At 62.9% G+C, this 14727-nt stretch carries 15 protein-coding genes; 11 read left to right on the top strand and 4 right to left on the bottom strand.

The genetic code is table 11. From position 1 onward, the window contains the following. Window positions 1-5: 5 nt before the first annotated feature. The 11 genes from VGO04_RS29930 (at window position 6) to VGO04_RS29980 (ending at window position 9889) form a co-directional block, all read left to right on the top strand. Window positions 6-227 (top strand): hypothetical protein, encoded by a 222-nt coding sequence (locus VGO04_RS29930; protein WP_327499610.1) that lies wholly within the window; start codon window positions 6-8, stop codon window positions 225-227. 92 nt (window positions 228-319) lie between these two features. Then, a complete protein-coding gene (locus VGO04_RS29935) occupies window positions 320-1483 on the top strand; it encodes a YcaO-like family protein (protein ID WP_327499656.1) in 1164 nt (387 codons plus the stop codon). Then, entirely contained in the window at window positions 1480-2205 is a 726-nt protein-coding gene (locus tag VGO04_RS29940) for a TfuA-like protein (protein WP_327499611.1), read from the top strand. Before VGO04_RS29935 ends, VGO04_RS29940 begins: the two co-directional genes overlap by 4 nt. Before the next feature lie 118 nt (window positions 2206-2323). Continuing rightward, window positions 2324-2560 (top strand): hypothetical protein, encoded by a 237-nt coding sequence (locus VGO04_RS29945; protein ID WP_327499612.1) that lies wholly within the window; start codon window positions 2324-2326, stop codon window positions 2558-2560. A gap of 562 nt (window positions 2561-3122) precedes the next feature. After that, window positions 3123-4151 carry an ABC transporter substrate-binding protein gene (locus tag VGO04_RS29950; protein ID WP_327499613.1) on the top strand — a complete coding sequence of 343 codons (1029 nt, stop codon included), beginning with the start codon at window positions 3123-3125 and terminating at the stop codon, window positions 4149-4151. A gap of 9 nt (window positions 4152-4160) precedes the next feature. Then, window positions 4161-5147 carry an ABC transporter permease gene (locus VGO04_RS29955; protein ID WP_327499614.1) on the top strand — a complete coding sequence of 329 codons (987 nt, stop codon included), beginning with the start codon at window positions 4161-4163 and terminating at the stop codon, window positions 5145-5147. Next, window positions 5147-5938, top strand: a complete 792-nt coding sequence (locus VGO04_RS29960) for an ABC transporter ATP-binding protein (RefSeq protein ID WP_327499615.1) — start codon at window positions 5147-5149, stop codon at window positions 5936-5938. Before VGO04_RS29955 ends, VGO04_RS29960 begins: the two co-directional genes overlap by 1 nt. Beyond that, window positions 5928-6254 (top strand): hypothetical protein, encoded by a 327-nt coding sequence (locus VGO04_RS29965; protein ID WP_327499616.1) that lies wholly within the window; start codon window positions 5928-5930, stop codon window positions 6252-6254. The genes VGO04_RS29960 and VGO04_RS29965 overlap by 11 nt, the downstream gene beginning before the upstream one ends. Continuing rightward, window positions 6251-7288, top strand: a complete 1038-nt coding sequence (locus VGO04_RS29970) for an isopenicillin N synthase family dioxygenase (protein WP_327499617.1) — start codon at window positions 6251-6253, stop codon at window positions 7286-7288. The genes VGO04_RS29965 and VGO04_RS29970 overlap by 4 nt, the downstream gene beginning before the upstream one ends. A gap of 32 nt (window positions 7289-7320) precedes the next feature. Then, window positions 7321-8682: an O-acetylhomoserine aminocarboxypropyltransferase/cysteine synthase family protein gene (locus tag VGO04_RS29975; protein ID WP_327499618.1), complete on the top strand. Its 1362-nt coding sequence runs from the start codon at window positions 7321-7323 to the stop codon at window positions 8680-8682. A 181-nt stretch (window positions 8683-8863) separates the two neighbouring features. Then, complete coding sequence (locus tag VGO04_RS29980; RefSeq protein ID WP_327499619.1) at window positions 8864-9889, top strand: NADP-dependent oxidoreductase; 1026 nt, start codon at window positions 8864-8866, stop codon at window positions 9887-9889. A 20-nt stretch (window positions 9890-9909) separates the two neighbouring features. Here VGO04_RS29980 and VGO04_RS29985 read toward each other — a convergent pair whose 3' ends face one another. The 4 genes from VGO04_RS29985 to VGO04_RS30000 all read right to left on the bottom strand — a co-directional run bounded on the left by VGO04_RS29985 (window position 9910) and on the right by VGO04_RS30000 (window position 14692). Continuing rightward, window positions 9910-11685, bottom strand: coding sequence for a hypothetical protein (locus VGO04_RS29985; RefSeq protein WP_327499620.1), 1776 nt, complete (start codon window positions 11683-11685; stop codon window positions 9910-9912). Between the two features lie 217 nt (window positions 11686-11902). Then, window positions 11903-12178, bottom strand: a complete 276-nt coding sequence (locus VGO04_RS29990) for a hypothetical protein (protein WP_327499621.1) — start codon at window positions 12176-12178, stop codon at window positions 11903-11905. 454 nt (window positions 12179-12632) lie between these two features. Next, the gene (locus VGO04_RS29995) at window positions 12633-13682 is read right to left on the bottom strand and encodes an HAD family hydrolase (RefSeq protein WP_414650628.1); all 1050 of its coding nucleotides are present in this window, start codon (window positions 13680-13682) and stop codon (window positions 12633-12635) included. Between the two features lie 56 nt (window positions 13683-13738). Beyond that, window positions 13739-14692: a formylglycine-generating enzyme family protein gene (locus VGO04_RS30000; RefSeq protein WP_414650629.1), complete on the bottom strand. Its 954-nt coding sequence runs from the start codon at window positions 14690-14692 to the stop codon at window positions 13739-13741. Window positions 14693-14727: the final 35 nt, after the last annotated feature.

A 14727-nucleotide genomic window follows, 5' to 3' on the forward strand; every position in this document is an offset into this window, starting at 1 on the left:
GGCAAATGGCGAAAGTGGTGGTAATCGGCGTTGAGGGTGACGACAGGCTTTGGGTTGCGGATCTGGACGCCGGCACGGTGTCGTTGATCCCGACCCCGACGCAAGGGCCGCTGGCAGCCGCCAACGACCTGCGCAACAGCAGCGGCGCAAGGGTGCACAAGGGCGTGAACCTGGCCGTGCTCGCCGCTTCGTCCGGCTCGGTCTCCGGCGGGTTCATGGACGGCTAGTCCGACGGGTGGCAAAAGCCACTGGAGTTGATCGACCGTCGGACGAGCGTTGCAGCCGTCCGGCGGACGACGGACTTTCCTACAGCGACCGCATATGCCCGCCCGAAGAGACCTTTCGGCGGATCGAAGCGTTGCTGCCGAAATTTGGCGTCAGCAGATTGGCCCGCCTGACCGGGCTCGACAGGATCGGCATTCCCGTCTGGAGCGCGATCTCGCCGAACGCCAGGTCGATCGTCATCAATCAGGGCAAGGGCGTCTCGGATATCGACGCCAAGGTGTCGGCCGCCATGGAGGCGCTCGAGCGGGCAGTCGCCTGTGCCCCACGTGTGCCGGCAAGAACCGCGACACGGAAGGAGTTGCATGAGGCCGGGGATCGCGCGCTTGCGCTTCCGGGTCTCGTCGCCACGGGGCAGGACGAGCTGAATGACGACCACACCATTGACTGGCTGCGTGGCTTCGACCTCTCGGACGGCACGACAACCTGGGTGCCCCGTGAGGCGGCGGTCCTCGATCGAACCGTTGACGGCTGCCGCTATTGGCAATCCTCCGATGGCCTGGCGTCGGGCAATGCACAGACCGAGGCCATTCTCCACGGCCTTCTCGAACGTATCGAACGCGATGCCGAAACGCTCTGGCGCCTGTTGCCGCTAAGCCGAAAACTCAGCGGCTGCATCGATCCCGCATCGTTCGGGGATTCTGTCATCGACGACATGACCGGCCGGATCGCTGCCTGCGGCCTTCAATTGCGCCTGTTCGACATGACCAGCGACATCGGCATTCCCTGCTATGCCGCAACGTTGGCCGAGGCCGGCATTCTGGCGGCAAAGCGGCCCAGCTATCACGACGTGACGATCGGCCATGGCGCCCACCCCTCGGCCCGGCGCGCCGCGATCCGTGCTGTGACCGAGGCCGCGCAGTCTCGGCTCACTTATATCAGCGGCGCCCGCGACGACGTCTTTCCCGAAACGTTCACCCGCCCGCTGCCGCAGGAGACGCACCGCCTGTTTGAGGCCGTGCCACGACGCATAACCGTTGCGACGCAGAAAACCGTCGCAGGGCCGCGCGCACTGCTCGATCTGGTGACACAGCGGCTTGAAACCGCGCGCATCCACCCGGTGGTCGTCGTGCCGCTTGTTGAAGACGATGCGCTTTTTTCCGTGGTCAAGGTATTCGTACCGGCACTCGAAAACCCCGATGGATTGCGCAAGCGCCGTTTCGGAGAGCGGGCGCTCGCCCGCGCGCTGGTGGCCGGATGAAAGTCGTTTTCGTCGGCCCCAGCCTGCCGGATGCACACCGCCTGGAAACCAACGGCATTCTGCTGCGGCCGCCTGCCGTCCAGGGCGACATATTGCGTGCCGTCGAGGGCGGTGCGGCTGCGATCGGCCTCATCGACGGCAATTTCGAGAACGTCGCCCCCGTTTGGCACAAGGAAATATTGTACGCGCTGACACAGGGCGTGCGGGTCTTCGGCGCGGCCAGCATGGGCGCGCTTCGTGCGGCCGAATGTGCCCCCTTTGGCATGGTCGGCATTGGCGACATCTACCGGCAATTCGCCACCGGCGAGCGCGTGGACGACGCCGATGTCGCGCTGATGCACGGTCCGGCAGAACTCGGCTATCTGCCGCTGACCTTGCCGCTCGTCAACGTCGAGGCAACCCTGAAGCGACTCGGAGAGAACGGGGCCCTTTCCACGGAGCTGATCACGGCAATCGGCGCGGCGGCAGCCGAGATCTTCTACAAGGAACGCAACTGGGCCAGCATCGTCGCGCGCGTAACACTGCCTGGCGGCGTCGATCCAGCCGGTTTGATTGCACTGCTGACGGACCGGTTCGTCGACCAGAAGAGCATTGACGCGCAGGAACTTCTGGGCGCCGTGCGCTGCGCGCCGCCCCAACGAACGGTTGCAGCCCTGGACTGGAAATTCAATTCTACCAGCATGTGGAAGAGGTTGGCGGGTCAACCTGACGCTTCATCTTAAAAGTGCGGTTTTCCCATACAACGTGTGTCACGCTCATGTCACGCGCGCTGCCGCGAAGTCACGCTATGATTGGTCACGCTGAACTGGATCATCGATCCATAGGGAGCCGGGGAAAATCATGCTATCTTCATTTGCTGTGCCGGTTGAGCCGGAAGACAAGGAAAAGGAGCTGCTGGCGCTGGCTCGTCTTGTCACCTATGCGCGCGACTCCGCCAAGACCCTCAATGTCGAAGGCGTCCAATACTGCCTCGAACTGGCGTTGGCGTCGCTTCTCAAGGAAGCCGAGGATTGCGGTGGCAAGAGAGCGCACCTGACCAACGAACTGCTGACGCGCCCGAGCCTCGGCCGCTGCTGAACCTACTGCATGTTTCCTTCAACCGTAGCCGATTGAAGGACAAGAACATGCAGCAATTCAACGTGCTGCAGCGCCCCTTGCGCGTCCCATAAGACACGCGGCGCTGTAGACGGGCTCGGCATCTGCGACGTTGGAGATTGGCCTCGCCCGCTTTGCTGGCGAGGCGCTTGCCGTATGTCGCGACCGCTTCCAGCAAAAATCCCAGGAAAACCTAAGAAGGCGGCTCGCCACCGGACCCTGCGTCAATTCAAATGACGTGGATCGGTTCATCGCATCAATCAACCCGTGAACTGAGCGCAAGTTGCGGCAAAGCGACCGACTGTCGCGTTCGGCCGGCCGCTCCTTGATGAACCCGGGCAAGCGCAGGCCGTGGCTTCGACGCAAAGCTCATTGCGTCGGTCCCAATTGTGGGTCCAGAACGGAATTTCCTCGAAACCGGCAGACCTGCGAAAGGGCGCTGCGTGTCACCGTCGATATTTAGTCCATAATTTCCATAGATAATATTGAATAATCGCTGCAGCACCGGGTAGGCTCTTGTCATCATATGCGAGCGGGGATGATCATGAGCCAAATCCTTTCGACGACTGGCGGACTGTCGCGCCGGACCCTCCTGAAGGCGGCCACGGTCGCGGGCGCGGCCGCCACATTCGGCGTCGCAGCAAGCCGTGCGACGCGCTATGCCGTTGCCGGTAACCTGACCAAGATCACGCTCGAATGGACGGAGGTCGCCGCCTGCCACTCTCCGGTCGGCTTCGGTCTGCACAAGGGCATCTACGCCAAGCACGGCCTTGACGTCGAACTCTTCTATCAGGGTGCAAGCGGCCAGACGTTGATCCAGGCTCTGGCGACGAAGAAGGCGGAGGCTGGCCCCGGCTTGCTCTACGACTGGCTAAAGCCGATCGAACAGGGTTTTGACGTCAAGCTCTTCGCCGGTTCGCATGGCGGCTGCCAACGCCTCCTGGTCAAGCCGGACGCAGGCATCACGTCGCTCGCCGACCTCAAGGGCAAGACGATCGGAACCTTCGACGTCGGTTCGCCGTCACGCGTCGCCTTTTCCGTTGCGCTCGCCAAGGCGGGTCTCGATCCGGAGCGGGACGTCACATGGAAGGTGTTTCCTTTTGACCTTGTCGCACAAGGTGTTCTCAAGGGCGAGGCCGACGCTGTCGCGCATATGGATCCTTGGGCCTATTCCTATGAAAAGCAGCACGGCTTTCTAAAAATCTACGACACACAGACCGGTGTCTTCCAAGATCGCGTCTGCTGCGTTCTTGGTGTCAACGGCGACTATCTTCAGGCCAACAAGGACGCTATTCGGCGCGTCGCCGCGGCCAACCTGGAGATCCACCAATATACCGCCGAGCACCCGGACGAAGTCGCCAAATGGTACTTCGACACGCTGAAGCCGGGCATTCCGCTCGATGATCTGACGGAAGTCCTCGCCTCCTTCACCTATCACAAGCACTGGTTCGGCAAGGAGCTGATCAAGGAAGTGCAGATCGGCTACGAGGACCTCAAGCTGACCGGTGTGGTGGACGCGCAGACCGATCCGGAAGAGATCGCCAACCGCATCACCGTCGACATCCTCGCCTGAGTGAAAGCGATGAGCGACGCGGTCCGAGACGAGATCCGGCTTGAGAGCGGCACGGCCGCCCTTCACACCCGTATCTGGAAAGACGGGGTGTTTGCCGCGGCGAGCTGGTTTGCAGCCGCGGGCATCACCTACCTTCTGCCCGATACCATCGTGTGGGGCGACAAGACGGCGCTGCTGGCCCTTCTGCTTGCCGCCGGCGGGCTCGCGTTTTTGCTGATCGCCTTCGCCGGCCGGCCGGGCAAGGCGCTCGCGCACTACGGTCCCTGGCTCATCGTCATCGGCCTCTGGCTTGCCGTGTGGGAGCTGACCACAGCGAAATTTGGCTGGTTGCCCAAGCCGTTCTTTTCGCCGCCGCAGGGCTTGCTGCATGTCTACGTCACCGATTGGGACCGGCTGCTGATCTGTGTCGCATACACGGCACGCCTGTGGGGTCTCGGTTTTTTCTCCGGTATCCTTGTCGGCTTTGCCGTGGGTGTCGCGCTCGGCTGGTCGAAACGTTTTGCCTACTGGGGAATGCCGGTCCTCAAACTGATCGGTCCCGTGCCGGCCAGCGCCTGGATCCCCTGCACCTTCTTCATCTTCCCGACGACCTTCCACGCCAGCATCTTCCTGGTGGCGCTGGCCTCCGGTGTGCCGGTCGCCATCCTCACCGCCTCCGGCGTCGGCCAGGTCAATCGCGCTTTCTATGATGTCGCCCGCACGCTCGGTGCCGGCACCCGCTATCTGGTGCTCAAGGTCGCGATCCCGGCCGCCCTGCCCAACGTCTTCGTCGGCCTTTTCATGGGGCTCTACTACTCCTTCGCCGTGCTCGTGGTTGCTGAAATGCTCGGCGCGAAGTTTGGCCTTGGCTGGTACCTCCAGTTCAATACGGCCTACTCGGCTTACGCCAATGTATACGCCGCGCTGATCGTCATGGCACTGATCTGCGCCGGCCTCGTCCGGTTGCTCTTCATCGTGCGCGACCGTCTGCTCGGCTGGCAGAAGGGCATTCTGTGATGGTCGCGCTGAAACAATCCACCGCGCGCGGCCTGAACGCCATAGGGCTCGCAATCGAGCATGTCTCACACTCCTTCGAAATCGGTGGTGAAACCTACCCGGTGCTCGACGATATCAATCTCAACATTGCGCCTGGAGAGTTCGTTGCTCTGCTGGGTCCATCCGGTTGCGGCAAGTCAACGCTGTTGCGCCTGGCGGCCGGCCTCGAAAAGCCGTCGGCCGGCGCATTGCTGGAAGATGGCGTTACGATTGCCCAGCCAGACCCGACGCGTCTGCTTGTCTTCCAGGATGCGACGCTGTTCCCATGGCTGACGGTCTGGAAAAACGTCGCCGCAGGCCTCGACGCCCGTGGCGTACTCGCGCACGAAAAGCACCGGGTCGACCAATTGCTGCGACTTGTCCGGCTCGAAGAGTTCGCCGGCGCCTACCCGCATCAACTGTCCGGCGGCATGGCGCAGCGGGTTGCGATTGCACGGGCGCTCGTCAACGATCCGCGCCTTCTCCTTCTTGACGAACCCTTCGGCAAGCTCGATTCCCTGACGCGACTGAAGATGCAGACCGAGCTGCTGTCGCTCTGGAAAGACCGTGGTTTCACAGCCCTTCTCGTCACCCACGACGTCGAAGAGGCGCTGCTGCTCGCCGAGCGGGTGATTGTTCTGAGCGATCGTCCAGCCCGGATCGTCGCCGAGGTCCCGGTCAGCCAGCCGCATCCACGCCGGCGCGACAATGCCGACCTGGTGGCCTTGCGCAGCCACCTGCTTGCAACGCTGGGGATCGCCGATGCGGTCTGAGCTGCGCTTTCCCCACATCGTCACCGCCATAGGGGCGATCTTGTTCCTGCTCGGCATCGGCTGGTGGTGGCTCGTCTTCCGGCAGGTCATTGCCGCGGACTACCTGACGCTGCCGCAGGCTGCACGTTGCCTCGTCGGCACGACCGACATCTGCACCTTGGCGCAGGCGCTCTGCCAGTCCGACCACGTGCTCGGCATCACCCGCTATTCGACCGAAATTTTTTGGACGTCCGCACCGCTGCTTGTCCTCGGTCTCACCCTTGAGATCAGGCATCGACTTCGATCGGCGGTGACACATGAAAGGAGACTATCTTGAGCCAGACAAACGCAACCCTGCCCGTGCTTGATCTCTCGCGCTTTGCGCCCGACCATCCCGAGCGGACCGCGGCACTTGACGAATTGCGCTCGACCGCTCGCTCGGTCGGCTTCTTCTACCTCGAGGGCCATGGCATCCCGCAGGAAGAGATCGACAGCATCCTTGCGCTTTCGCGCCGCTTCTTTGCACTGCCGGAAGACGACAAGCTGGCGATCGAAATGCGCAAGTCGCCGCACTTTCGCGGCTACAACCGCGCCGGCCTTGAATACACCCGCGGCACCCAGGACTGGCGCGAACAGGTCGACTTCGGCCCGGAACGAAAGAGCCTCGATGTCGCCGCCAACGATGCGCCGTGGAAGCGGCTCATCGGCCCCAACCAGTTTCCCGATGCCCTGCCGGAGCTCAAGCCGGCGATCCTTGCCTATATCGAGGCGGTGACCGGCCTCGGCATTCGGCTCATCGAAATCTTTGCCGAAGCGCTCGGCCAGAAGCCCGACGTCTTCGGGCCGATTTATCGCGATGGCCCGAACCAGCTTCTGAAGATCATTCGTTATCCCGGCCGCGACAAGACCGAGAGCGACCAGGGCGTCGGCGCACACAAGGATGGCGGCTTCGTCACCATCCTGCTGCAGGACGTGGTCGGTGGCCTGCAGGTTGATGACGGCAAGGGCGGCTGGATCGCCGCCCCGCCGAAGCGCGGCACCTTCGTCATCAATGTCGGCGAACTGCTGGAGCTCGCCTCGAACGGCTACCTGCTTGCCAACATCCATCGGGTTGTCACGCCGCCGGCGGGCGGCGACCGGCTGTCCGTTGCCTTCTTCCTCGGCGCGAATCTCGCATCGACCATTCCGGTGCTCGACCTGCCGCAGGCGCTTGCGGCCGAAGTGCGCGGCGTCACCCAGGATCCGCTGAACCCGCTCTTCCACGAAGTCGGCCGCAATGTCCTGAAGTCCCGGTTGCGTTCGCATCCTGACGTTGCCGCCGCCCACCACGCCGATCTTCTGGAGCAGCAAAAAGCAGCCGTACCCGCCTGAGCAATCAACCCTTAGAGCCAAGGAGAAATGCGATGACGATCCATCAAAAGCCTGAGGACGCCGCAGTCGAAGTCAAGGCGCCAGCCGGGCTGCGCGAAGCCGGCCCTCGGCTGCATCCCGAGACACTGGCGCTCCACGGCGGCAGCTACCGCTTCGACCCGGCAAGCGGCGCCGTGGCTGTGCCGATCTACCAGACCACCTCCTACCAGCTTCCTGGTACGGATGGCGCCGACAAGCTCTTTGCGCTCGAGGCTCCGGGGCATCTCTACACCCGCGTCTCCAATCCGACCCAGGACGCGTTCGAGCAACGGCTGGCGGAAATCGAAGGCGGAGCGGCGGCGCTCGCGCTCGGTTCCGGCCAGGCGGCATCGGCCTTCGCACTTCTGAACCTGGCGCGCGCCGGCGACAACGTCGTCAGCGCCGCCGGTCTTTACGGCGGCACCTGGGCGCTGTTTGCCGCAACGCTCAAAAGCTTCGGCATCGAAGTTCGCTTCGTCGATGCCGCCGATCCGGAAGCCTTTGCCCGCGCGACGGACGACAGGACCCGTGCCTACTATGCCGAATCCCTGCCCAACCCGAAGCTCGACGTCTTCCCGATTGGCGAGGTTGCGGATGTCGGGAAGCGTTTCGGCGTTCCGTTGATCATCGACAACACGGCCGCGCCGCTGACGATCCGTCCCTTCGACCACGGGGCCGCAGTGGTCGTCTATTCGACAACGAAATACATCGGCGGCCACGGCACCTCGATAGGGGGCGCGATCATCGACAGCGGCCGCTTCCCCTGGCACGAGCACGAAGCGCGCCATCCGAACCTGCATGAACCGGACCCGAGCTACCAGGGCAAGACCTGGCTCGAGAAGGCCGCAACGATCGCCTTCCACCCGTATATCCTGCGGGCACGCGCGGTTATCCTGCGCGATCTCGGCGCCGCCATCAGCCCGCTCAACGCCTTCCAGTTCATCCAGGGGCTGGAAACCTTGCCGCTCCGGATCAGGCAGCACAACGAGAATGCCATCAAGGTGGCGGAATATCTCCGCACCCACCCCAAGGTGGCGCGGGTGATCTTCCCGAAGTTCCAGGAGGGCGAGGCGAAGGCCCGCGCCGACAAGTATCTGCTGAATGGACATTACGGCGCACTTGTCGGCTTCGAGCTCAAGGACGGGCGTGACGCCGGCCGGCGCTTCATCGACGGGCTGAAACTGCTCTATCATGTGGCCAATATCGGTGATGCACGCTCGCTCGCCATCCACCCGGCAACGACGACGCATTCTCAGCTGTCGGAGGACGACCAGCTGAAGACCGGTGTAACGCCGGGCTATGTGCGCCTGTCGATCGGCATCGAACATGCCGAAGACATTATCGCCGATATCAAGCAGGCGATCGACGCGGCCTGAACCAAGTCCGTTCGGCACAGACCGAGGGCTCGTCCGTCATGGGCGAGCCCGTACTATTTCCGCCCTCAAACCGGGAACTGATTTGTGGGCTCCTGCCCGGTTTCGTGCCAAAACGTGTTTTCAATGCGCGTCCATGCCGAAAACCGACACAGGTTGCGGCACGCACAGGGAGGTAAAGACAATGAGCCAGAACACCCAGGTCCTCTTGGCCGCCCGGCCATCGGGTCGGCCGGCGCCGAGCGATTTCCGCATCGTCGAGACCGCGATCCCCGAGCCGTCCGAAGGCGAGGTTCTGCTGAAGATCCTCTATCTCTCGCTCGATCCCTATATGCGCGGCCGCATGAATGCCGGCCGATCCTATGCCAAGCCGGTGGAGATCGGCACGGTCATGGAGGGCGGCACAGTCGCCCGTGTCCTGCGTTCGCGCCATCCGGACTACAGTGACGGCGATTTCGTGCTCTCCCACTCCGGCTGGCAAAGCTATGCCTTGTCGCGCGGTCAGGACCTGCGCAAGCTCGATCCGGCGGCTGCACCTCTCTCAACGGCGCTCGGCATTCTCGGCATGCCCGGCTTCACCGCCTATGCGGGCTTGCTGACAATCGGCAGGCCGAAGCCGGGGGAGACGGTCGTCGTGGCCGCCGCCAGCGGCGCCGTCGGTTCGGCGGTCGGCCAGATCGCCCGGATCAAGGGCGCGCGCGCCATCGGCATCGCGGGCGGCGCCGACAAATGCGCCTTCGTTCGCGACGTGCTCGGCTTCGACGCGGTGATCGACCATAGGGCACCGGATTTCGCAGATCAGCTTGCCGCGGCCTGCCCGGGCGGCATCGACGTCTATTTCGAGAATGTCGGCGGGCACGTCTGGGATGCGGTCTTCCCGCTGTTGAACGACTTTGCCCGCGTGCCCGTCTGTGGTCTGATTGCGCACTACAATCAGGCGGCCGGCGCGCAGGAGGGCGGCGACAGGCTGCCGGGCGTCATGCGCGAGGTCTTGAGCCGGAGCCTGCTGATCCGCGGCTTCATCCAGCGTGAATTCGCAGATCAGCGACCGGCGTTCTACCAGGAGATGGCCGGCTGGATCAAAGGCGGTGAGGTTCGCTACCGGGAAGACATCGTCGATGGCATCGAGAACGCACCGGAGGCCTTCATCGGGCTGCTCGACGGCCGCAATTTCGGCAAGCTGGTGATCCGGGTCGCAGCAGAAAGCTGAACCGGCGCCAGGGCTGATGGTTAGGGCAAGGCGGCCATATTTATCCCGGCCTTGCCCAGACCGTCACTCAGAAGCGCAATGAGGTCCGGCGCATAACCGCGCGCTGCGAGTTCCTTTTCAACCGGTCGCGTCGCGCCCACCTTGCTCCAGCGCAATCCGTCAAATGCGCTTGTCGCCTCCCGCGTCAGGCCGAGCTGGCCCGCAGCCGCCATGCGCAGCAGGTTGACCGCGATATCGGCCGGGTTGGCAAGTTGCCGCGCCCGCCTCAGCGCGTCGCGATATCGGCCATTTCTGTAGTCGTCGAGCGCCAGGGTGAGCGCCGCGTCGTGGTGCAGGTATTCGCCACCCGCCTCCGCCGCCTGCGCCAGGCCGAGCCCGTCTGAATACTGGCCGCTGACGAACAGCAGCAAACCGAGCCGGGCCGGAATGGCATCGTCGAGCGGATTGAGCGCGGCGGCGCGGCGGCCGGACATGAACGCGGCGTCCGTGTCGCCCGCGGCGAAGCGCGCCTGCATCTGCGAAACGTAGCTCTGGCTCGACTGCGGCGCCAACGCGACAGCCTTGTCGGCGAGCTTCATGGCACGTTCGGTCGCGCGCGCTTCACCGGTTGCGACCAGCACCATGGCCAGGCTCGCCAGCACATCAGGGTCGGCGGCCTGATAGCTCAACGACTGTTCGAGGCAGGCACGGGCCGTCGCCAACGCCTCCGGTTCGAACCGCGCCAGGGCAACATCGGCCAGGAGCACGCAGCCGAAGCCGATTGACGGCGAGGTCAGTTGTCGGGCCGCTTCCAGGCTCACGATGACACCTTCTTCGCCGGCCAGCGAAAGCGCGAGACGCGAAAGCAGTTTTTCCTGCAGTTCGCGCGCATCGCCTCTTTCGGTGGCCGCCTTCGATGTGCCGGCCCTCAGCGCTTCGTTGCTTTCTGCGTCAATGACCTGCCACGAGACCTCTTGGCCGCGGTTGTCGGTGCTGTAGGCAATCGAAAGTCTGTACTCCTTGCTGCCTTGCAGCTTGACCGGCGACGAAGACGAAACCCAGCCGGTGACCGATGCCACGTCCACACCCGCCGGGGGCTGCGCAAGCGTTCGAACGGCGGAAAACTGTGAAAGCGCATGAACCAGATAGTCGCCGGCTTTTCTTTGTGCATCGTCGTCGATGCCGCCCACTGTCGGCACATCGACGACAATGGTCGGCTTGGCCGAAAGCAAGGGCTGCCAGGGCAGACGGTCGACAACGGACGCATAGAAGGCGGCAGCCATCACCACGACACCCGCTCCGAGGGCAAGGAAACTTCCGAGCGCGGCCCGCGTTGCTGGCGGGACTGCCGGTTCCACCGGCAACTCCGGGACCGGTTCGCTTGCCGCTTCTACGGGAGGCGCTGCGGTCTCGATCACATTGCTCAGGAGCCCACCGCTCGGGGGCCCACCGCCGAGAACGAACTGCGGGACGTAGTTGCCCTTCGGAAGCTCGATGCGAAGTTCTGCTTTTTCACCCAGCGTCTCGTAATATTGCGCGAGCGCAGCGCGCAGCCGCGAGGCCTCGACCCGCACGATCGGATCGGTCGCAGGATCGAAGGAGGTTGGTCGTCCGAAGACGTCGATCGCGATGGTATAGGCTTTTACCTGGCTCGAACGGCCGGCGAAGAACTCATCAACCAGGTATCGCAGGAGTTTGCGATGCCGTTCGGTTGCGTGAAACTGACCGTCGGCGAGAATACGCTCAAGAGCGATACGCGCCTCGGATTCAGCAACGGTACTGCAAACCACCTGACCGGCATTTCTGCTGGCTTCCATGATGCGCTCCCAACTGCCCACAACCCCAAAGAGAGTGCAACGCGAGACGAACTCTAGACGAGAGGCTTTGTTGCGCAAAGAAGAATATTGCACCGTCACAAAATATTTTTGTCAAAGAATGGAATCATTTCAATCTGGCACAGGAACCCAGCAAAATCCCATAGAATTTTCGTGGGATTTCCATCCACGCCACAAGCTTAGGCGTGATTTTTGTTAATCACAATGGATTAGGTTCGTGCCCGCTGTCCGCGATACAGACGGAAATGACCTCTTCTTCGATCTCGCGACAGATTAATTCATACTCCTGGATCATCGAATGATCCAGAGGGTCGAGACGCCGTTGACGGTCGAGCATGGAACTCGCCTCTTCGTAAGCCTCGCAAAGGCTTGCCAACGACAGGTTCTTGGCGCTGAGCAGTTGCAGTTGCCCGCGCAACGCCGGAAGCTTGAGCATAAGCTTCAGAAGTCCCCGCTGAAAGGCCGCGTTGGGCATCGTTTTCCCATCCGTCTGAACGACAATCGATGCATGCATGTATCGGCCCGACACCCTCGCCCACCTATCCAAGATGCCAGTGACGACCAGGCACCTTACCGGGCATGACATCGGTTCCGCCGATCGGCGCGTTGCGGCCGAATTGGCCGTCGCCCACCTGTCCCTTGCGCCAACAAGGTGGCACGAACACTGATTTTCGGAAGTACGTAACAGTAACATTGGCCTTGGAGTGATTGACGCCCAAAGGATTACGCCGGGATGGACCGCTGGATTCGTGGCTTCCACTCGGCGCTCGTCGCCTTGGAATGGCCTTTTGAACAACTCCACGCCAAAGCGCCGCGCCGCCGACCCCCTGACGCCCCTCGTCAAGAAGGAGCCGGCACTTTCGTGCCGGCCCTTACCCGTTGCTCAATATTGGTATCGGCCGACCGGCCCCGACGGGGAGATAGCCGCCTTACTTGTCGAAGGCGTAGATCTTGCGCCAGTCGTTTTTCATGTCGACCAGCAGCCAGTTGCGCTGTTCGGCCTCGTTCATCGCCTTGTCCAGTTTCCCGACATGCGATTGCCGGTCATAGGCCCATTCGCGGTCCGCGTCCGTATGGTGCACGATCAGGCCGAAGTGCGGGCCGGAACCCGCTGTCACCCAGCGCAGCATCTCGTAGTCGCCATCGGAATTGCCGGCAGCGAAGATCGGCCTCCGGCCAATGAAGGTGTTGATACCAACAGGTTTGCCGGGGCCGTCATCGATGAAGTCGATCTTGGGTTCGCGCGTCAGCACCGGCGTATCGCCTTCGAGCGCATATTTCGTCACGATGCTGCTGCCCACCACCTGTTCCGGCGGGATCCCATACATCTGCTCGGTCATCGGGCGCATGAACTCGATACCGCCACCGGAGACGATATAGGTCTTGAAGCCATTTTCACGCAGATAGTCGAGCAGCTCGCGCATCGGCAAAAAGGTTATCTCGTTGTAGGGCCGGTTGAAGCGCGGGTGCTTGGCCGTGGCAAACCAGTCCGTGACGATCTTGGTAAAAGCGTCCGTCGTCATGCCGGCATGGGTCGCCATGACCATATCGACGATGCCTTTTTCGCCCGAGGCAGCGACGCCCGCCATGTCACCTTTCAACAGCGAGGCGAATGGCTCCTTGTCCTTCCATTCCGGGTGCTCCGGCGCCATGGCCTTCACCCGGTCCGCCGCAAACATCGCCTGGAAATAGGCCGGCTGCTCGGTCCAGAGCGTGCCGTCATTGTCAAACACGGCGATCCGATCCACTTCAGCGACGAAGTCCGCTCCACCCTCGCTGGTCACCCGCGTGACGAAATCAACGATTGCCGACTTCGCCTCGCCATCGTTCCACGACGGCAGCTGGTCGGCAGGCGCATCGGCAGCGAGGAGCACCGTTGACGAAACGAATGCGGTTGCAAGCAGAAGCAGAAACCCGGCCAGCCGCGAGCGGCTGCGCTCGCGCCGCTTCTCCTCGTCCGGTATCGATCTGGAATGCATCGCATTTGCCGTCATCACGGATCCTCCTTGCGGGAAACAAAGAACTGCGGGTGGCCTCAGGTTCGCCGGATGCAGCGGAAACCGATATGGGTCGTCGCCGCGTTTTCCTCATGGGCATGGCGCGCCGCCGGCCGGTAGCGGCGGCAATAGTTGGGCGCGCAGAGATGCGATCCGCCCTTGACCACGCGCCTCGCGATCTGGATGGTCGGCTGCCGCGGGTCGAGGCTCGCCTCTCTGCCGCCACCCCTGGGATTGGACGGAATGCAGCAGCTCTTTTGCGCTGGCGCCGGATGGTGGGTCGACCAGTAGTCGCTCGTCCACTCCCAGACGTTGCCGATCATGTCGAAGAGCCCGTAGCCGTTGGGCGGAAAGCTCGCGACCGGCGACGTGCGCTCGAAGCCGTCAGGCTTCAGGTTTTCGGTCGGAAACATGCCGTGCCAGGTGTTCGCCATGAAGCGGCCGTCGGGCACGAGTTCATCGCCCCAGGCAAATTCCGCACCTTCAAGGCCGCCCTTGGCCGCGAACTCCCACTCGGCCTCGGTCGGCAGGTCCTTGCCCGCCCAATCGGCATAGGCCCTGGCATCGAGATAGGAGACCTGGATGACCGGATGGTCGAGCTTGCCGCGGATGTTGCTCTGCCGCCCATAGGGTCGCCGCCAATCGGCACCGAACTTGTAGTTCCACCATTGCGATGGATTGTTGCTGGTGACCCGCTTCGGCGGATCGAAGATCACCGAGCCGGCGCGCATCATCTCCGGCAGACCCTGGGGGTAGTCCTTCGGATCCGGCGTCTTTTCCGCTTCCGTCACATAACCCGTTGCCTCGACGAAGGCCGCGAACTGCCGGTTGGTAACAGGCGTCACGTCGATCCAGAAACCGTCGACCTTCACCGGATGCGCCGGCGCCTCCTCCGGATAGTGCGCGTCGGATCCCATGAGAAAGGTGCCGCCTTCGATCCAGATCGGCTCTCGCGCACTGACTGCGGCCGGCGTTTCGTTGAGAGGCGACATCTTTGGCGACAATTGCATGAGGTCTTCATCTCCCT

Source organism: Ensifer sp. (assembly GCF_035999185.1).
Lineage (GTDB): Bacteria > Pseudomonadota > Alphaproteobacteria > Rhizobiales > Rhizobiaceae > Ensifer.